16 protein-coding genes are annotated in these 18,447 nt (G+C 66.9%); 4 read left to right on the top strand and 12 right to left on the bottom strand.

Annotation, left to right across the window (positions count from 1 at the left end; all coding sequences use genetic code 11):
- Positions 1–3: 3 nt before the first annotated feature.
- The 6 genes from ACH438_RS05630 to uvrC all read right to left on the bottom strand — a co-directional run bounded on the left by ACH438_RS05630 (position 4) and on the right by uvrC (position 7,612).
- Positions 4–1,251: a phosphoglycerate kinase gene (locus ACH438_RS05630; RefSeq protein WP_397001576.1), complete on the bottom strand. Its 1,248-nt coding sequence runs from the start codon at positions 1,249–1,251 to the stop codon at positions 4–6.
- A 4-nt stretch (positions 1,252–1,255) separates the two neighbouring features.
- Positions 1,256–2,275 (bottom strand): type I glyceraldehyde-3-phosphate dehydrogenase, encoded by a 1,020-nt coding sequence (gene gap, locus ACH438_RS05625; protein WP_397001575.1) that lies wholly within the window; start codon positions 2,273–2,275, stop codon positions 1,256–1,258.
- Between the two features lie 195 nt (positions 2,276–2,470).
- Positions 2,471–3,454, bottom strand: coding sequence for a DNA-binding protein WhiA (gene whiA / locus ACH438_RS05620; RefSeq protein ID WP_397001574.1), 984 nt, complete (start codon positions 3,452–3,454; stop codon positions 2,471–2,473).
- Entirely contained in the window at positions 3,445–4,491 is a 1,047-nt protein-coding gene (gene yvcK / locus ACH438_RS05615; RefSeq protein ID WP_397001573.1) for a uridine diphosphate-N-acetylglucosamine-binding protein YvcK, read from the bottom strand. Before yvcK ends, whiA begins: the two co-directional genes overlap by 10 nt.
- Positions 4,488–5,438 (bottom strand): RNase adapter RapZ, encoded by a 951-nt coding sequence (rapZ, locus tag ACH438_RS05610; RefSeq protein WP_397001572.1) that lies wholly within the window; start codon positions 5,436–5,438, stop codon positions 4,488–4,490. Before rapZ ends, yvcK begins: the two co-directional genes overlap by 4 nt.
- 155 nt (positions 5,439–5,593) lie before the next feature.
- On the bottom strand, positions 5,594–7,612 hold the full coding sequence (gene uvrC / locus ACH438_RS05605; protein WP_397001571.1) for an excinuclease ABC subunit UvrC: 2,019 nt from the start codon (positions 7,610–7,612) through the stop codon (positions 5,594–5,596).
- A 124-nt stretch (positions 7,613–7,736) separates the two neighbouring features.
- Between uvrC and ACH438_RS05600 the strand changes: the two genes are divergently transcribed.
- Both ACH438_RS05600 and ACH438_RS05595 read left to right on the top strand, forming a co-directional pair.
- Entirely contained in the window at positions 7,737–7,949 is a 213-nt protein-coding gene (locus tag ACH438_RS05600; RefSeq protein ID WP_397001570.1) for a hypothetical protein, read from the top strand.
- Positions 7,950–8,040: 91 nt separating this feature from the next.
- A complete protein-coding gene (locus ACH438_RS05595; RefSeq protein WP_397001569.1) occupies positions 8,041–8,382 on the top strand; it encodes a hypothetical protein in 342 nt (113 codons plus the stop codon).
- A 22-nt stretch (positions 8,383–8,404) separates the two neighbouring features.
- Here ACH438_RS05595 and ACH438_RS05590 read toward each other — a convergent pair whose 3' ends face one another.
- The gene (locus ACH438_RS05590) at positions 8,405–9,616 is read right to left on the bottom strand and encodes a winged helix-turn-helix domain-containing protein (protein ID WP_397002304.1); all 1,212 of its coding nucleotides are present in this window, start codon (positions 9,614–9,616) and stop codon (positions 8,405–8,407) included.
- Between the two features lie 152 nt (positions 9,617–9,768).
- Between ACH438_RS05590 and ACH438_RS05585 the strand changes: the two genes are divergently transcribed.
- Positions 9,769–11,433, top strand: a complete 1,665-nt coding sequence (locus tag ACH438_RS05585; protein WP_397001567.1) for an FAD-binding dehydrogenase — start codon at positions 9,769–9,771, stop codon at positions 11,431–11,433.
- A gap of 147 nt (positions 11,434–11,580) precedes the next feature.
- Here the strand turns inward: ACH438_RS05585 and ACH438_RS05580 are convergent, their stop codons facing one another.
- Together ACH438_RS05580 and ACH438_RS05575 are read right to left on the bottom strand one after the other, a co-directional pair.
- A complete protein-coding gene (locus ACH438_RS05580) occupies positions 11,581–11,994 on the bottom strand; it encodes a hypothetical protein (RefSeq protein ID WP_397001565.1) in 414 nt (137 codons plus the stop codon).
- Positions 11,995–12,329: 335 nt separating this feature from the next.
- On the bottom strand, positions 12,330–13,799 hold the full coding sequence (locus ACH438_RS05575; protein WP_397001563.1) for an amino acid permease: 1,470 nt from the start codon (positions 13,797–13,799) through the stop codon (positions 12,330–12,332).
- Positions 13,800–14,007: 208 nt separating this feature from the next.
- Between ACH438_RS05575 and ACH438_RS05570 the strand changes: the two genes are divergently transcribed.
- Positions 14,008–15,981, top strand: coding sequence for a gamma-glutamyltransferase family protein (locus tag ACH438_RS05570; protein WP_397001561.1), 1,974 nt, complete (start codon positions 14,008–14,010; stop codon positions 15,979–15,981).
- Between the two features lie 3 nt (positions 15,982–15,984).
- Here the strand turns inward: ACH438_RS05570 and ACH438_RS05565 are convergent, their stop codons facing one another.
- Genes ACH438_RS05565 through ACH438_RS05555 form a run of 3 tightly spaced genes read right to left on the bottom strand, consistent with a single transcriptional unit; the run spans position 15,985 to position 18,439 of the window.
- Entirely contained in the window at positions 15,985–16,656 is a 672-nt protein-coding gene (locus ACH438_RS05565) for a PH domain-containing protein (protein ID WP_397001559.1), read from the bottom strand.
- A gap of 3 nt (positions 16,657–16,659) precedes the next feature.
- Positions 16,660–17,139 (bottom strand): 6,7-dimethyl-8-ribityllumazine synthase, encoded by a 480-nt coding sequence (gene ribH, locus ACH438_RS05560; protein WP_397001557.1) that lies wholly within the window; start codon positions 17,137–17,139, stop codon positions 16,660–16,662.
- A gap of 40 nt (positions 17,140–17,179) precedes the next feature.
- Entirely contained in the window at positions 17,180–18,439 is a 1,260-nt protein-coding gene (locus tag ACH438_RS05555; protein ID WP_397001555.1) for a bifunctional 3,4-dihydroxy-2-butanone-4-phosphate synthase/GTP cyclohydrolase II, read from the bottom strand.
- Positions 18,440–18,447: the final 8 nt, after the last annotated feature.

Genomic DNA, 18,447 nt, shown 5'->3' with positions numbered 1-18,447 from the left:
GATTCAGTCCTCCAACACCGCGATGCCCGGAAGTTCCTTGCCCTCCAGATACTCCAGCGACGCACCGCCACCGGTGGAGATGTGCGAGAAACCGTCGTCCGGCAGGCCAAGCGTGCGCACGGCCGCGGCCGAATCGCCGCCGCCCACCACGGTGAACGCGCCCTTCGAGGTGGCCGACGAAATCGCCTCCGCCACACCGCGAGTGCCCGCCGCGAAGTTCGGGAACTCGAACACGCCCATGGGACCGTTCCAGAACACCGTCTTGGCCTCGGTCAGCAGCGCCGAGAAGCGCTTCACCGACTCGGGACCGATGTCCAGGCCCATCCAGCCGTCCGGAATCTCGTTGGCGGCGACCACCTTCGAGTCCGCGTCGGCGGCGAACTTGTCGGCCGCCACGATGTCCACCGGCAGGTGGATGACGTCCGCGTACTTGTCCAGCAGACCCTTGCAGGTGTCGATCATCTCCGCCTGCAGCAGCGAGGTGCCCACCGGAAGACCCTGCGCCGCAAGGAAGGTGAAACACATGCCGCCGCCGATGACCAGCGTGTCCACCTTCGGCGCGAGCGCCTCGATGACCGCCAGCTTGTCGGAGACCTTCGAGCCGCCGAGCACCACGGCGTAGGGACGCTCCGGGTTCTCGGTGAGCTTCTTCAGCACCTCGGTCTCGGCCGCGACCAGGTTTCCGGCGTAGTGCGGCAGCAACTTCGCCACGTCGTACACCGAAGCCTGCTTGCGGTGCACCACTCCGAAACCGTCGGACACGAAAGCGCCGTCGTCGCCGACCAATTCGACCAGGGCCTTGGCGAGCTTGGTGCGCTCGGCATCGTCCTTGCTGGTCTCGCGGGGGTCGAAACGCACGTTCTCCAGCAGCATCACATCGCCGTCGGTGAGGCCCTCGGACCGCGACAGCGCGTCGTAGCCCACCACGTCACCGGCCAGCTGGACATTGCGGCCCAGTTCCTCGGCCAGCCGCGCCGCCACCGGCGCGAGGGAGAACTTCGGATCCGGCTCACCCTTCGGGCGGCCCAGATGCGCGGTCACGACCACCTTCGCGCCGGCCTCGGCCAGCGCCTTGATGGTCGGCGCCGACGCGATGATGCGGCCCGGGTCGGTGATCACACCGCCGCTAGCGATCGCTTGCGGGTCGCTCGAAACGGCACTGTCGAGGGGCACGTTCAGGTCGGAGCGCACCAGCACGCCCCGACCCTCGACACCCTCGTTCAGCAGATCTTGGAGTGTCTTGATCGCCATATGTTTACAGCGACTTACCGACGAGACCGATGAGGTCGACCAGGCGGTTCGAGTAGCCCCACTCGTTGTCGTACCACGAGGAAACCTTGACCTGCTTGTCGATGACCTTGGTCAGCGGCGCGTCGTAGATCGAGGAGTGCGGGTCGGTCACGATGTCGGACGAGACGATCGGATCGACGTTGTACTTCAGGATGCCCTTGAGCTTGCCCTCGGCGGCTTCCTTGAACACGGCGTTGATCTCGTCGACCGAGGCCTGGGTGCGCAGATCGGCGGTCAGGTCGGTGATCGAGCCGGTCGGAACCGGCACGCGCAGCGCGTAACCGTCCAGCTTGCCCAGCAGTTCGGGCAGCACCAGGCCGATGGCCTTGGCCGCACCGGTGCCGGTCGGCACGATGTTCAGGGCCGCGGCGCGGGCGCGACGCAAATCCGAGTGCGGGGCGTCCTGCAGGTTCTGGTCCTGGGTGTAGGCGTGGATGGTGGTCATCAGGCCACGCTCGATGCCGAAGGCGTCGTTCAGGACCTTGGCCAGCGGGCCGAGGCAGTTGGTGGTGCAGGACGCGTTCGAGATGATGTTCTGCGAACCGTCGTACTTGTCATCGTTGACGCCCATCACGATGGTGATGTCCTCACCCTTGGCGGGCGCGGAGATGATGACCTTCTTGGCGCCGGCCGCCAGGTGACCCTTGGCCTTGGTGGCGTCGGTGAAGATGCCGGTGGACTCGACGACCACGTCCACACCCAGGTCACCCCACGGCAGGGCCGCCGGGCCCTCCTTGATGGCGAGGGCGGTGAGCCGGCGATCGCCGACGACGATGGTCTCCTCGCCGTCGAGCGAGACATCCTGCGGCAGGCGACCGAGAATCGAGTCGTACTTGAGCAGGGTGGCCAGCGTCTTGTTATCGGTGAGGTCGTTGACCGCGACGATTTCGATGTCGGTCGTGCCGAGCGCCTTCTGCGCCTCGACCGCCCTGAAGAAGTTGCGTCCGATACGGCCGAAGCCGTTGATGCCTACCCGGACAGTCACGTTATCGCTCCTCAGCTTTCAAGCGGATCGTTTCCGTTGCACTCACACCCTAGACCCGTAACAGATACATCACGGACACGCCCCTGCCACGTGTGAACCTCGAAGCGTTCACACGCGTCCCAGCGGGCACGCAGCCGCCGCAACTCACCGAGTTGCGGCGCTGACAGCGTTATTCACATCCCGCAGCGGGGTAATTCACGCCTCTTCGAGGAGCTCTGCGGTGACGGCGGATTCGGTGTCCGGGACACCGAGTTCCTTGGCGCGGCGGTCCGCCATGGACAGCAGCCGCCGGATGCGGCCCGCCACAGCGTCTTTCGTCATGGGCGGCTCGGCCAGCTGGCCGAGTTCCTCCAGCGACGCTTGCCGGTGCAGCACGCGCAGCTTGCCCGCGGCGGCCAGATGATCCGGCACATCGTCGCCGAGTATTTCGAGGGCGCGTTCGACGCGGGCCGCCGCGGCGACGGCCGCACGGGCCGAGCGACGCAGGTTGGCATCGTCGAAATTCGCGAGCCGGTTGGCGGTCGCACGCACCTCGCGGCGCATGCGACGCTCCTCCCAGGTGAGGCGGGTGTCCTGCGCGCCCATCCGGGTGAGCAAGGCGCCGATGGCCTCACCGTCGCGTACCACCACGCGATCGGTGCCGCGCACTTCACGCGCCTTGGCCGAGATGCCCATCCGGCGGGCGGCGCCGACCAGCGCCAGCGCGGCCTCCGGACCCGGGCAGCTCACCTCGAGGGCCGAGGACCGGCCCGGTTCGGTGAGCGACCCGTGCGCGAGAAACGCACCGCGCCAGGCGGCTTCGGCATCGCCGATACTGCCGCCCACCACTTGTGCCGGCAGCCCCCGCACCGGGCGGCCGCGCACATCGAGCAGTCCGGTCTGGCGCGCGAGCGCCTCGCCTTCCTTGGAAACCCGCACCACGTACCGGGAGGTTTTCCGGAGCCCGCCCGCGCCGAGGACATGCACATCCGAGCCGTATCCGTACAGCTCGAAGATCTCCCGGCGCAGCCGGCGCGCGATGGAACCCATGTCCACCTCCGCCTCGACGATCACGCGACCGCCGACGATGTGCAAGCCACCGGCGAACCGCAATAGCGCGGAAAGTTCGGCCTTGCGCGAGCTCACCTGGGAAACGGTGAGCCGGCTCAGCTCGTCCTTCACTTCCGCTGTCATCGCCACGAGACGCGCTCCTTTCCACCCAACCCGGACCGCACACGTTGGCCCATATGCCGTCCTTCGACTCGAAGCCCTGCCAATTCCGGCCGAGGTTGCCGGATCACCTGATCCAGTGCGGCGGCAAGCTTTCCGGGGTGGTGCCGGTCTGTCCCCGCCTCGGCGACATCAGCGAAGGTTACTCGTGCACGCAGCTGTTCGGCAGCTCTTGCCAGATGTTCGCGTTCCCTACCCTCGGGTACGGATTCGGAATCGACCACCACGTGATCCACTGTGAAATCCGGTGCGTGCTGGGACAATACATGCAGGTGCCGTTCCGCGGAGAATCCGGCCGTTTCGCCCGGTTCCGCAGCCAGGTTGAGCACCAGCACCTTCCGCGCCCGGGTGTGCAGCAGCGCTTCGTGCAATTCGGGCACCAGCACATGCGGGATCACACTGGTGAACCAGCTACCGGGGCCCAGCACAACGACATCCGCGTGCTCGATCGCCGAAGTGGCCTCCGGACAGGCCGGAGGGTCGGACGGGATGAGCCGCACCCGCCGCACCTTGCCCGGCGTGGTCGCCACCGCAACCTGACCGCGAATGCAGCGGCTGACGCGCGGATCGCCTTCCAGCCCAGCCACATCCGCCTCGATGGTGAGCGCGATCGGCGACATCGGCAGCACCCGCCCGGTGATCCGGAGGATCTTGCCGGCCTCGTCGAGCGCGGCCACCGGATCGCCGAGCTCCTCGGTGAGCCCGGCCAGAATCAGGTTGCCCACCGAATGCCCGGCCAGGGCTCCGGTGCCGCCGAAGCGGTGCTGCAGGGTGCGCGCCCAGATGCCGTCGGCCTCTTCGGCCAAGGCCGCCAAGGCCATTCGCAGATCGCCCGGCGGCAGCATGCCGAGTTCGGAACGCAGTCTGCCACTGGAGCCGCCGTCGTCGGCGACGGTGACCACGGCGGTGATCTTGCGGGTCAGCCGCCGGATCGCCGTCAAGGTCGAATAGAGCCCATGTCCCCCGCCCAGCGCCACTATCGCCGGGTTCGTCTCGCGCGCGGTCACTCTCGCCCCAGATCCCGGTGCACCACGCGGACGACGTCCCCCGAACCGTCGTCCGTGGCGGCCAGGGTTTCACCCAGGGCCTCCGCTATCGCCACACTGCGGTGTTTACCGCCGGTGCAGCCCACTGCCACGGTCATGTATCGCTTCCCCTCTTGGCGGTAGCCCTCGGTGGTGAGATCGACGAGGTGACGCGCGGTGCTCAGATAGTCCTGCGCACCGGGTCTCGACAGCACGTATTCACTCACCGGAGCATCCTGTCCGGTCTTCTCGCGGAGTTCGGGCACCCAATGCGGATTGGGCAGGAAACGCAAATCCAACACCAGATCGGCGTCCAGTGGTACTCCGTACTTGAAACCGAACGATTGGATTGTGAGCTGGAGGGCGGTGGCCGCGCCGCCGCCGTACGCCTCCTCGAGCTTGCGGTGCAATTGATGAATGGATAGGGCCGTGGTGTCGATGACCAGATCCGCGGCCGTCTTCACCTTCGACAGCCGTTCCCGCTCGGCGGCGATACCGGCCGTCAAGGTGCCGTCGGCGCTCTCGCTCTGCAGCGGATGCCGGCGGCGGGCGAACCCGAAGCGGCGGATCAATACGTCATCGCTGGCCTCCAGGAACAGAATTCGCGTCCGCACTCCGGCCGCGCGCAACTGCTCCGACACCGCGGTCAGGTTCCCGGTGAAGAAGCGGTTACGGACATCCAGGACCAGAGCCAGTTTTCGGATCGGTGGATCGGCATGTACTCCTAGCTCGACCATGCGGACGATGAGTTCGGGTGGCAGATTGTCGGCGACGTAATACCCGAGATCCTCGAGTACACGCGCCGCGGTGCCGCGGCCCGCACCGGATAGCCCGGTGACGATAACGACCTCGACAGTGTCGGCTGCCTTGTTGTTGTCAACCGCAGTGCTGTTTTCGACCGCAGTGGTACTGGCTTCGACGCGCGTCATGTCCTACCGGTTCGTGTCTGGGGGTTCCCTCGATCATCCTGCACCGATGCGGGTTTCCGTGGCAGGCGCACGCGGGGAGCGAGATGCAGCTGTGATTATTGCTCCCGACCTGCACACACGGCGTGTCGCAAATTTGCCGCTCGGCGTGTCGGACTCTACCCGTTCGAAGCGCCGAGCGCCTCGAGAACCGCCCGCGCGGTGGCCACTCCGATACCCGGCACTTCGATGATCTGTTCCACCGTCGCCTGCTTCAGCTTGGCGACCGATCCGAAGTGCGTGACCAGCGCGGTCTTCCGCGCCTGCCCCAAACCGGGCACCGAATCCAGCGCGGATTCGGTCATCCGGCGGGACCGCTTGGAGCGGTGGAAGGTGATGGCGAAACGGTGCGCTTCATCACGCACCCGCTGCAACAGATATAGGGACTCGCTCGTGCGCGGCATGATGACCGGATCCGGCTCGTTCGGCACCCACACCTCTTCCAGGCGCTTGGCCAGGCCGATCACCGCGACATCGGTGATGCCGAGTTCGTCCAGGATCTCCGCGGCCGCGTTCACCTGCGGCTGACCACCGTCGACCACGTACAGATTGGGCGGATAGGCGAACCGGCGCGGCCGGCCCGTCAGCGGATCGATGCCCGGCAGCACGGGTTCCAGTGCGCCCGAATCGGATTCGGACTCGGCCGCGGCCAGGTCGGCGGCCTCGGCGGCGTCCAGATCCCGGCGCAGCTTGGCGAAACGGCGGCGGGTGACCTCGGCGATGCTGCCGACGTCATCGGAGCGGCCGTCGCCGGCGGCCTCCTTGATGGTGTAGTGCCGATATTCGGATTTACGCGGTAGCCCGTCCTCGAAGACGACGAGCGAGGCCACCACATCGGTGCCCTGTACGTGCGAGATGTCCACACATTCGATTCGCAGCGGAGCGCTGTCCAGATCGAGGGCATCTTGAATCCCTTGCAGCGCAGCCGATCGCGCGGTCAGATCACCGGCCCGTTTGAGCTTGTGCTGCGCCAGCGCCTCCTTGGCATTGCGCTCCACGGTCTCGGCGAGCGCCTTCTTGTCCCCGCGCTGCGGCACCCGCAGCTGCACCGCCGACCCGCGCAGGTCGGACAGCCACTGCTGCACCTGCTCGGCGTCCTGCGGCAGCGCCGGGACCAGCACCTCACGCGGCACGACCGCACCGGGCTGCTCGTCACCGGACTGCGCGGCCACCGAGGTCTGCTCACCGTAGAACTGGGTGAGGAACTGCTCGACCAGCGTCGGCAGCTCGCTCCCGGCCTGCGCGACGTCCAGCGCGTCACCGGATTTGTCGACCACCCAGCCGCGCTGACCGCGCACCCGGCCGTCGCGCACGTGGAAGATCTGCACGGCCGCTTCCAGCTCGTCGAGCGCGAAGCTGATGACATCGGCGTCGGTCCCGGTGCCCAGCACCACGGCCTGCTTCTCCAGCGCGCGCTTCAGCGCCTGCACGTCATCGCGCAGGCGGGCGGCGGTCTCGAAATCGAGTTCGTCGGAGGCCTCGTGCATGCGCCGCTCCAGCTGCTTGACCAGCCGGTCGGTCTTACCGGAGAGGAAGTCGCAGAAGTCGTCCACGATCTGCCGGTGCTCGCCGGCGGTCACCCGCCCGACGCACGGCGCCGAGCACTTGTCGATATAGCCGAGCAGGCAGGGCCGCCCGATCTGGTTGTGCCGCTTGAAGACTCCCGCCGAGCAGGTGCGCACCGGGAACACCCGCAGCAGCAGATCCAGGGTCTCGCGAATGGCCCAGGCGTGCGCGTACGGGCCGAAGTAGCGCACCCCCTTCTTGCGCGCGCCCCGGTAGACGAAGACCCGCGGGTACTCCTCGTTCAGGCTCACCGCGAGCACCGGATACGACTTGTCGTCCCGATAGCGCACATTGAAGCGCGGATCGAATTCCTTGATCCAGTTGTATTCCAGCTGTAGCGCTTCGACTTCGGTGGACACCACGGTCCACTCCACGCTCGCCGCCGTGGTCACCATCTGCCGGGTCCGCGGATGCAGGCCCGCCACATCGGCGAAGTACGAGTTCAACCGGCTGCGCAGGCTTTTCGCCTTGCCGACGTAGATGACACGCCCGTGCGCGTCCCGGAACTTGTACACGCCGGGTTCGACGGGGATGGTGCCCGGCGCGGGCCGGTACGTCGCGGGATCTGCCACGCTCACCAGGTTAACGACACCATCCGACACTCCGGCGGCGCCTACCGGCAAGGCCCGCGCCGCCCATCCGTCACCCGGTCCGCGACGAAGTATCGGGCAAGATCACCGCCGAGAGGGGAGCCCCATGATTCGCCTTCGCCGTCCGCGCCGATCCTTCGTGATCGGGGCGGCCGCATTGCTGGCCGCCGCCGCACTCGTGGGGGTGACCATGCCGGAGGCGGCGGGTTCCGGCAGCGGAACGTTCTTCGGTTACGGCGATCATCTGAAACGCGACTCGGTGGTAGCCGTGTGCGCAGGTCCGGCGCGAATCATGCCCGACACGGCCACGTTCGCTTAGCAATTCGCGGGACTCGGCGGCGGACAGGGCCAGTATGGACGCGTTGTTGTCCTTGCAGATCTTGTCCGAACACTGAGGGGAGCTAGTTTCGATGAACCGTCTCCACCTGCGCCGCCGATCCTGTGCGATCGCCGCCGCACTCGGTCTCGGTGCGACCGCGCTGGTCTTCGTGACCGGCGCACCGTCCGCCGGCGCGGCGGACGCCTGCCGCATCGACCGGACGCTCGACACCGCCACCTACACCTGTCCCGCCAATACCTGGTACGCCGCGGTCCTGCAGTGCCTGGGCACCCGGCAGGTCGGCACCGGCACACAGATGCCGACCTATATCATCGGCGATTCACCGCGGCCACTGATTCCGATGACCCTGGAATGCAATGGCGACGGGCGTAAGGGCATCGTGCTCAACGCCTACCTGGACGGGCCGTTCTGATCTGTTCGCCCCGGCAGGGGTTCTAACTCAGCGCGAGCGTCAGGGCCGCAGCGAGATCGCCGCGCTCCCCCGTCTCGACGGTGTCGAGTTCGAGCCACTCCGCCATTTCACGCAGTGCCGACGCGAGTTCGGCTGCGACCCTTTCGGTGTCGCAGCCGGGCTCCGCGAAGGCCCCCGGCACCAGCAGACGACCGGTCCCCCGCTCCGCGCGCAGATCCACGCGCGCAACGATTTCCCCGTCCAGCAGGAACGGGAACACGTAATAGCCGTGCACGCGTTTGTGTTCCGGCGTGTAGATCTCGATGCGGTAATGGAAATCGAACAACCGCTCGGTGCGGGCACGGAAGAAGATCAGCGGATCGAACGGGCACAACAGGGCCCGGCCGACGACCCGGCGCGGCGTCCGCGCACCGCTGTGCAGATAGGCGGGCTTGTCCCAGCCCTGCACCGAAACCTGCTCCAGCTCACCGGAATCCAGCAGCTCCGCGATGGCGGGCTCGGTCTGCTTGCGGTTCAGCCGGTAGTAGTCGCGTAGATCGGTCTCGGTACCGACACCGTGCGCGGCGGCAGCGCGGCGCACGAGTTCCCGCACCGCCTCCGCCTCGTCCACCTCACGGTTCAGCACCTCGGCGGGGATGACGCGTTCGCTGAGATCGTAATACCGCTGGAAGCCGACACGTTTGGGGACCGTCAGCTCCCCCGCCGAGAACAGCGCCTCGCAGACCACCTTGGTGTCGCTGTGGTTCCAGCCCCAATTCTCCTTGGTGCGTGGACGATCCAGCTCGAGATGCTTCTCGACCTCACCGGCGGTGCTCGGCCCGAATTCCTTGATCACCCCGAGGATGTCGTCCGCCAGGGTGGGATTCCGGTCGAACACATGCCGGAAACCGCTCCAGCGCCCGCGCCGGTAATCGACCATGCGCCAGCGCATGAGCGACCAGTCCCGCACGGGCAGCAACGCCGCCTCGTGCGCCCAGTACTCGACCAACTGCCGGGGCCGTCGCGCGGTGTGCGTCCAAGCGGCGTCGTCCAGCAATGTGCGGTCATAACTTCCGATCCGGCTGAACACCGGCGCGTAATGCGCACGCACCACCGCCGACACCGAATCCAGCTGTAGCAACCGGGTGCTGTCCAGCACCTTCATGACGGTCCGGCGGGTCGGCGCCGCGCTGGGTCGTGCGGCGGCGAAACCCTGGGCCGCGAGCGCGGTACGGCGCGCCGCGGCGAGTGTCATGGTCCCGGGGATGGAAGTGGGCACACTCAGACCATGCCATGCCCCACCGACACGAATCCGCCGTACCCGGCCGACACGGATGCGCCCTGTCCCACCACCGCCAATGTTCGATACATTGGTGTATCGAACCTCTACGAACCAAGGAAACGGGCATGATCGAGAACCCGGATGTCATCGTCGTCGGCGCCGGTCTGGCCGGACTCGTCGCCACTCACGAACTGGTCAAGGCCGGCAAGCGGGTGCTGATCCTGGACCAGGAGAACCGCGCCAACCTGGGCGGCCAGGCCTTCTGGTCGCTGGGCGGGCTGTTCTTCGTGGACAGTCCCGAACAACGGCGCCTCGGCGTCAAGGACTCGCTCGAACTCGCACTGCAGGACTGGTACGGCTCGGCCGGCTTCGACCGCGAGGACGAGGACCACTGGGCCCGGCAGTGGGCGCGCGCCTACGTCGAGTTCGCCACCCACGAGAAGCGGGACTACCTGCACGAGCTCGGCCTGCGGGTGACCCCGCTGGTCGGCTGGGCCGAGCGCGGCGGCGTCTTCGCCGACGGGCACGGCAACTCGGTGCCGCGCTTCCACCTCACCTGGGGTACCGGGCCGGAGGTCGTGCGCGTCTTCCTGGAACCGGTACTGGAGGCCGAGAAGCGCGGGCAGGTCGGCTTCGCCTTCCGGCATCGCGTGGACGAACTCGTGGTCGAGGACGGCATCGTGACCGGCGCGCGCGGCAGCGTGCTGGAACCCTCGACCACCGAGCGCGGGGTGGAGTCCTCCCGGGAGATCGTGGGCGAGTTCGAGTTCCGGGCCAAGGCCGTCATCGTCTCCTCCGGCGGCATCGGCCACAATCACGAGCTCATCCGGCGCAACTGGCCGGTGGATCGGCTGGGTCCCTGCCCCGAGCACATGATCTCAGGCGTGCCCGCGCACGTGGACGGACGTATGCTGGGCATCACCGAGGCGGCCGGCGGGCGCATCGTGAACCGGGATCGCATGTGGCACTACACCGAAGGCATCCACAACTGGAATCCGGTGTGGCCCGATCACGCCATCCGGATCATTCCGGGACCGTCCTCGCTGTGGTTCGACGCCAATGGAAAGCGCATGCCCGCACCGGCTTTCCCGGGTTTCGATACCAACGCGACCATGAAGCAGATCCTGTCGACCGGCTACGACTACTCCTGGTTCATCCTGACCCAGTCGATCATCGAGAAGGAGTTCGCGCTCTCGGGCTCCGAGCAGAATCCCGATATCACCGGTAAGGACCTGAAACTCACCTTCCGCAGCCGGGTGGCCAAGGGCGCGCCCGGACCGGTGGAGGCGTTCAAGCAGCACGGCGTGGACTTCATCGTGTCCGACAATCTCGCCGATCTGGTGGCCGGCATGAACAAGATCGCGCGCGGCCCGCACCTGGACTACGCCGACATCGAGCGCCAGATCATCGCGCGCGACCGGGACGCGGAACACAAGTTCAGCAAGGACGCACAGCTCATGGCCATCGGCAATGCGCGCCGTTACCTGGGCGACAAGCTGGGCCGCGTCGCCACCCCGCACAAGATCCTGGATCCCGCGCACGGCCCGCTCATCGCGGTGCGGCTCAATATCCTCACCCGGAAGACCCTGGGCGGCTTGCAGACCAACCTGGACTCCCAGGTCATGCGGCCCGACGGCACCCCGTTCCCCGGCCTGTACGCGGCCGGTGAGGTCGCGGGCTTCGGCGGTGGCGGCGTGCACGGCTACAACGCGCTGGAAGGCACCTTCCTGGGCGGCTGCATCTTCTCCGGCCGCGCGGCCGGGCGAGCGCTGGGCCGCAGCCTGAAGTAAATCCGATCCTCCGCCCGGACATTGTCCGGGCGGAGCGCGACAACTGATTTCGCGCCCGTCCGGGTAACTCGCCGGGTACGCCCAGAATCGGTTCGGCACCCGACCGCCGGCACGGGTGCAGGAGGGTCAGCGGCTCTCAGCCGCCCGCTAAATCTTCGGGGAGGCGGGACTGAACCAGCGGTAGCAGTCGCGGCGCAGCAGCAGCGCGAGCACCACACCGGAGGCCATCACGCCGGCCAGCACCGTGTACGGTCCCATGCCCGTGGGCATTTCGGCCGAGACCAGGGTGAAGATGCACAGGAATGCCTGCAGGCTGGCGAATCCCAGCGCGGCGATCCATACCCAGCGCGAGCGGGTGCCGAAAAGCAGTGCGACACCGCCGGTCAGCCAGGCGGCGAAGAAATGGCCGAGACTGCCGAGCGCGCCGTCCACCCCGCCGATCAGCGCGAGCAGGAAGTGCAGTACCGCCAATCCCGTTGCGGCCAGGGCCGCGTACTGGGTTTCGCGCACCTGGCGCGGAAACACGATCTCGGAACCATCACGACGCAGGTTCCGGGCCAATCCGGTGAATCTATCGAAACTCCTGGCAGGAACACCGTTTCCCGCGTCTGTCGTCGGCATTTCCACCTCGTCGACCACAGCCGTTTGCGAACTCACAGCACTCCTCATCGAGCCAACCCGTGCGCGCCCCCTGCGAACGCGGCAGCACCTGACGCTAACCAACCGTTCGGATTCTGGACAATCGCGGCGGGGAAGTTATGACTATGACCACGCCGATAGTGCGCACGGGTAAACAGTGATCTCGAACACATAACGGCCGCACGCGAATTCCGCGTGCGGCCGTCGTAAGCGCAGGTCCCCCGGCGGTTTTCCAGTCTACCGCCGGAAGCCGGAAACTACTTGTCGTCCATCGGGATCGGCGGAATCACCGGGAATTCCCCGGTGTAGCCCTCGCGCATCTTGGCGATGGCCAGCACCCGCTTCTTGGCGAACATCCAGCCGATGATCAAGGCCGGGACGATGATCACGAGGCTGCCCACCGTCCACGATCCCACCGGGTGATCGAAGGCCATCAACACCAGCACGGCGAACAGGAAGATCAGCGTGGCGATGCCGGTGTAGGGCGTGCCCCAGGTCCGGAACGCCGGGCGTTCCATCCGTCCCTGCTTCCACCACCACCACAACTTCAACTGGCACAGCACGATGGTCGCCCACGAGGCCAGAATGCCCAGCGACGCCACGTTCAGCACGATCTCGAACGCCTGCGACGGCACGATGTAGTTCAGCCAGATGCCGAACAGCGCGATGCAGCTGGTGAGCAGGATGCCGCCATAGGGCACACCGGCTTTCGACATCCGCGACGTGAACTTCGGCGCACTGCCGTTCATGGCCATCGACCGCAGAATGCGGCCGGTGGAATACAGACCGGCATTGAGACTCGACAGCGCGGCGGTCAGCACCACGAAGTTCATGATCGAACCCATGTGCGCCACACCGAGTTTGCCGAAGAAGGTGACGAAGGGGCTCTCTCCCGCCTTGTAGGCGGTGTAGGGCAGCAGCAGCGCCAGCAGGATCACCGAACCGCAGTAGAAGACCGCGATCCGCACGATGACCGAGTTGATGGCGCGCGGCATGATCTTGGCCGGGTTCTCGGTCTCGCCGGCCGCGATGCCCACCATTTCGACTGCGGCATAGGCGAACACGACACCGGAGGTGACGGTCACCAGCGGCAGCACGCCGGTCGGGAACCAGCCGCCGGCATGACTCACCATGCCGAAACCGGTGGTGGCGCCCTCCACGTCGAAGCGGCCCGCCAGGAAGACGGTGCCGACCACCAGGAAGGTGACCAGGGCGAGCACCTTGATCATGGCCGCCCAGAACTCCATCTCGCCGAACCACTTCACCGAGGCGAGGTTGATGCCGAGCACGATGATCAGCGCGCCCAGCGCCAGGATCCATTGCGCCACAGGCTGGAACGGGCCCCAGTAGTGCAGGTAGGTGGCGACGGCGGTGGTGTCCACGATGCCGGTCATGGACCAGTTCAGGAAGTACATCCAGCCGGCCACGAAAGCGGCCTTCTCACCGAAGAATTCGCGCGCGTACGACACGAACGAACCGGAGGAGGGACGGTGCAGCACCAGCTCGCCCAGCGAGCGCAGGATGAAGAATACGAAAACACCGCAGACCAGGTACACCAGGAACAGCGACGGGCCCGCGCTGGCGAGGCGTCCGCCCGCGCCGAGGAAAAGCCCGGTGCCGATGGCGCCACCAATGGCAATCATCTGCAACTGCCGAGGCTTGAGGGCTTTGTGATACCCGCTGTCCTCGGCGTTCAGGTTGGTGGCAGTAGTCCGGATCTCGGTCATTCGCCGGTAAACCCTCCGCAATCGTCAAGTGTGAGGCGACCCGAGAGTACCTTGCGATTTGCTGAGAGCCACATCGCCGCTCCGTCGCAGGTGATGAGCTCGCGAAACACCATGTCAACCGACCTTATGGTCGTCTTCTATGCAATAGCCTCGGAAACGCTCGAGCATGACACCGAAGAACACCTGATCATGGCGATACAGTCCGATCATGAGGCGCACGAAACCGCAGACCTGGGGTGGCGCGGCCGCCGCCGGGCTGCTGCTGCTCGGACTGGTCACCGCTTGCTCGTCGAGCCAGGGACAGGAACAGGCTTCCTGCACCGCGACTCCCAACGGTGTCCCGGTCACTTCCGGTGTGCCCGCGGGTCCCTCGTCGACGAATCTGTCCCAGCATCCCGAGATCGCCACCGGCTACCGCACCAGCATGAAACCCGTGCGTACCGGGGGTTTCGCGGTCTCCACCGCCAATCCGGTCGCCACCGAGGCCGCCTGCAAGGTACTGCGCGACGGCGGCACCGCCGCCGATGCGCTGATCGTCGCGCAGACGGTGCTGGGTCTGGTCGAACCGCAGGCCACCGGCATCGGCGGCGGCGCGTTCCTCCTCTATTACGACGCGAACACCAAGACCGTCGACGCCTACGACGGCCGCGAAACCGCGCCCGCGGCAGCCACACCCGATTACCTGCGCTACATCAGCGCCACCGATCAGACCGTGCCCCAGCCCAACGCACGCGCCAGCGGGCGATCCATCGGCACCCCGGGTGTGCTGCGACTCCTCGAACTCGCGCACAACGACCACGGCAAACAACCGTGGAAGGACCTGTTCACCCCGGCCACCGAAATGGCCGATCAAGGCTTCGCGATCGGGCCGCGGATGGCGAGCCAGATCGCCAGTTCGGCAACCGATCTCGCCAAGGACCCCGGTGCGCGCGCCTACTTCCTCGAGCCCGACGGCAGCCCCAAGGCCGCGGGCACCACGCTGACCAATCCGGCCATCGGCAAGGTCTTCTCCGCCATCGCCACCGACGGCGCGAACGCCTTCTATACCGGCGCCATCGCCGCCGACATCGTCGATGCCATCAACACCACCGGCAGCGGACGCACCGCCGGTCTCACCACCACCGCGGATCTGGCCGCCTACCAGGCCAAGAAGCGCACGGTCGTGTGCTCGCCCTACCGCAGTCACGATATCTGCGGCATGCCCAACCCGTCCTCGGGCGGCATCACCGTCGAATCGACCCTGGGCATCCTGTCCAACTTCGATCTGGCCTCGATGAAACCGGACAACATCACCGGCGACAGCGACGCCGCCCGCAATGGCGGCAAGCCCACCGCACAGGCCGTGCACCTCATCTCCGAGGCCGAACGGCTCGCCTACGCCGATCGCGACAAGTACGTCGCGGACTCGGATTTCGTTCCGCTGCCGGGCAATTCACCGCAGACGCTGCTCGATCCGAACTATCTGAAACAGCGCGCCGCGCTCATCGACCCCAACCACAGCATGGGCCACGCCCAGCCCGGCGACTTCGGCCCGGTGCAGGTCGGCAACGGACCGCAGCAGCCCGAACACGGCACCAGCCACATCTCCATCGTCGACAAATACGGCAACGCGGCCTCGATGACCACCACGGTGGAGTCGGCCTTCGGATCGTTCCACCTCGTCGACGGATTCATCCTGAACAACCAGCTCACCGACTTCTCCGCCCAGCCCGTCGACAAGGACGGACTCCCCGTCGCCAACCGGATCGAGGCAGGCAAACGACCACGCAGTTCCATGGCGCCCACCCTGGTATTCGAACGCAACCCCGACGGGTCCCGCGGGCAACTGCAATACGTCACCGGCTCCCCCGGCGGCTCGGTCATCATCCAGTTCGTGGTGAAAACCCTTGTCGGCATGCTCGATTGGGGCCTCGACCCGCAACAGGCCGTATCCATGATCGACTTCGGCGCCGACAACAGCCCGGTGACGAATGTCGGCGGTGAACACCCCGCCGTGAATGCCGCCGACAACGGCGACCACGACCTCCTGGTCCAGCAGCTACGCCAACTCGGCCATCAAGTCTCGGTCTTCCCGCAATCCAGCGGACTGTCCGCACTCGTCCGGGAAGCCAACAGCGACAACTGGACCGGCGGCGCCGACCCCCGCCGTGAAGGCGTGGTGCTCGGCGGCCCACCCAGCTAGCGGCTAGTCGGCGGTTTCACCGGTGTACTCGGCGCCCAGTTCGCGGAAGCGATTCATCGCTTCCACGGCGCGCACCTTGTCATTGGTGCGAATCGCCATCACCGGCGCGTACTCGTCGTACACCAGTTCCAGGCGGGGCCAGGACTTCTTGTCCGCGAAGGAGATCCCGCGGATGTCCTTCCACTCGTAGAAGGATTCGCCCACCACATTGCGCACCTCGACCCCGCGCGGGCCGACGCGCACTCGCGGCCGGGTGAACAGCAGGGCCGAACCGCCCAGCAGCAGGCCGAAGATGATGAGGCCGATCTGGTCGGAGATGCGGAAGTTCACGCCGGTCGAGCCGTGCCGCAGCACGATGCCGCCGAAGATGAAGATGGCCGCCAGCACCACCGCGGTGATCCGGGCATTGCGGATGGATCGCAGCGGCCGCACCTCGAGATCCCACTGCGCGGCATCGGTTTTCGTCTCGACCATGGGTTCCTCGGGCTCCGCGTTCTCCTCGTCGCCGGTGGACTCGCCGTCCGGCTGCTGCTGTGTGGCCGGCTGCCGGCCCGATTCGTCCGGTGCGGCAGGCGCTTTCGCGGTATCCGCCGCCCGCTTCGTTTCCTGGGTCGTCGCCGGTTTGCGGGGCGGCTCCTCGGAGCCGCCGCGCTTCCAGATCCGGACGACAGGCACGACTTACACCGTCTGGCTGAGTTCGCGCAGGGTCAGCGCGGCATCGAGCGCGGCCGCGGCGGCCTGCTCACCCTTGTTCTCCGCCGAACCGGGCAGTCCGGCGCGATCGAGGGCCTGCTCCTCGGTGTTCACAGTGAGCACGCCATTGGTGACCGGGGTGCTCTCGTCCAGCGACACCCGGGTCAGGCCCGCGGTCACCGAATCACAGACGTACTCGAAATGCGGTGTGCCACCGCGGATCACGACGCCCAGCGCCACCACCGCGTCATGGGTGCGGGCCAGCGCCTGCGCCACCACCGGCAGCTCCATGGCGCCCGCCACCCGGACCACCGTGATGTCCGCGACGCCCGCCTTGCGCGCGGTCTCCTCCGCGTTCGCGACCAGCGCGTCACAGATGGTGGTGTGCCAGCGCGACGCGACGATGCCCAGCTTCAGGTGCTTGGCATCGGCGAGCTCGAAAGTCGGTACGCCCGTACCGCTCATCGTTGTTCCGCCCTCTCGGTAGTCAGTTCGCGGTCTGGAATCAGTTCGCGGTCTCGCCCAGGTCGAGATCGTCCAGGCCCACCAGATCGTGGCCCATGCGATCCCGCTTGGTGCGCAAGTAATGCAGGTTGTGGCTGTTGGCGCGCACCGGCATCTGCACCCGCTCGGTGATACTCAGACCGTAGCCCTCCAGCCCGGCGCGCTTGTCCGGATTGTTGGTGAGCAGTCGCATCGAGGTGATACCGAGATCCACCAGAATCTGTGCGCCGGTGCCGTAATCGCGGGCATCGGCGGGCAGGCCCTGATCCAGATTGGCGTCCACGGTGTCGAGCTTCTTCTCGTCCTGGATCTGGTAGGCCTGCAGCTTGTGCATGAGGCCGATGCCGCGGCCCTCGTGCCCGCGCATGTACAGCACCACGCCACGGCCCTCGGCCGCCACCATCTGCAGGGCGGCATCCAGCTGCGGGCCGCAGTCGCAGCGCAGCGAGCCGAAGACATCGCCGGTGAGGCATTCCGAGTGCACGCGCACCAGCACGTCCTCGCCCTTGCCGTCGGCGCCGGCCAGATCGCCCATGACCAGGGCCACGTGCTCGGAGTCGTCGTAGGAGCTGCGGTAGCCGAAGGCGCGGAAATCGCCGTGCGCGGTCGGAATCCGCGCCTCGGCGATGCGCTCGACATGCTTCTCGTTCTTGCGGCGCCAGGCGATCATGTCGGCGATGCAGATGAGCGCCAGATCGTGTTCGTCGGCGAAGACGCGCAACTCCTCGGTGCGCGCCATATCGCCCTCGTTCTTCTGCGACACGATCTCGCAGATGACGCCGGCGGGGCTGAGCCCGGCCATGCGGGCCAGATCGACCGCGGCCTCGGTGTGGCCGGCGCGGCGCAGTACGCCACCGTCCTTGGCGCGCAACGGAACCACGTGACCCGGGCGGGTCAGATCCTGCGCCTCGGACTTCGGATCGGCCAGCACGCGCATGGTGGTGGCGCGGTCGGCGCCGGAGATGCCCGTGGTGATGCCGTCGCGGGCATCGACGGAGACGGTGTAGGCGGTGCCGTGCTTGTCCTGGTTGACCGCGTACATGGGCGGCAGGCCGAGCCGGTCGCAGTCGTCGCCGGTGAGCGGCACACAGATGTAACCGGAGGTGTAGCGGATCATGAAGGCCACGAGCTCAGGGGTCGCTTTCTCCGCCGCGAAGATGAGGTCGCCCTCGTTCTCCCGGCTCTCGTCGTCGACGACGACGACGGCCTTACCGGCGGCGATGTCGGCGACTGCGCGCTCGATGGTGTCGAACCTGGTCACGTCTGTTG

The organism is Nocardia sp. NPDC020380, assembly GCF_044386975.1.
Lineage (GTDB): Bacteria > Actinomycetota > Actinomycetes > Mycobacteriales > Mycobacteriaceae > Nocardia.
The sequence above is the reverse complement of the archived record's forward strand: the minus strand, read 5'-3'. Positions and strand labels throughout refer to the sequence as shown.

What these genes read in the sequence shown, in the direction of transcription:
- ACH438_RS05630 (WP_397001576.1), bottom strand. Translation starts at nt 1,251, where the DNA reads ATGGCGATCAAGACACTCCAAGATCTGCTGAACGAGGGTGTCGAGGGT.
- rapZ (WP_397001572.1), bottom strand. Translation starts at nt 5,438, where the DNA reads ATGACGCGCGTCGAAGCCAGTACCACTGCGGTCGAAAACAGCACTGCG.
- ACH438_RS05600 (WP_397001570.1), top strand. Translation starts at nt 7,737, where the DNA reads ATGATTCGCCTTCGCCGTCCGCGCCGATCCTTCGTGATCGGGGCGGCC.
- ACH438_RS05595 (WP_397001569.1), top strand. Translation starts at nt 8,041, where the DNA reads ATGAACCGTCTCCACCTGCGCCGCCGATCCTGTGCGATCGCCGCCGCA.
- ACH438_RS05590 (WP_397002304.1), bottom strand. Translation starts at nt 9,616, where the DNA reads ATGACACTCGCCGCGGCGCGCCGTACCGCGCTCGCGGCCCAGGGTTTC.
- ACH438_RS05585 (WP_397001567.1), top strand. Translation starts at nt 9,769, where the DNA reads ATGATCGAGAACCCGGATGTCATCGTCGTCGGCGCCGGTCTGGCCGGA.
- ACH438_RS05575 (WP_397001563.1), bottom strand. Translation starts at nt 13,799, where the DNA reads ATGACCGAGATCCGGACTACTGCCACCAACCTGAACGCCGAGGACAGC.
- ACH438_RS05570 (WP_397001561.1), top strand. Translation starts at nt 14,008, where the DNA reads ATGAGGCGCACGAAACCGCAGACCTGGGGTGGCGCGGCCGCCGCCGGG.
- ribH (WP_397001557.1), bottom strand. Translation starts at nt 17,139, where the DNA reads ATGAGCGGTACGGGCGTACCGACTTTCGAGCTCGCCGATGCCAAGCAC.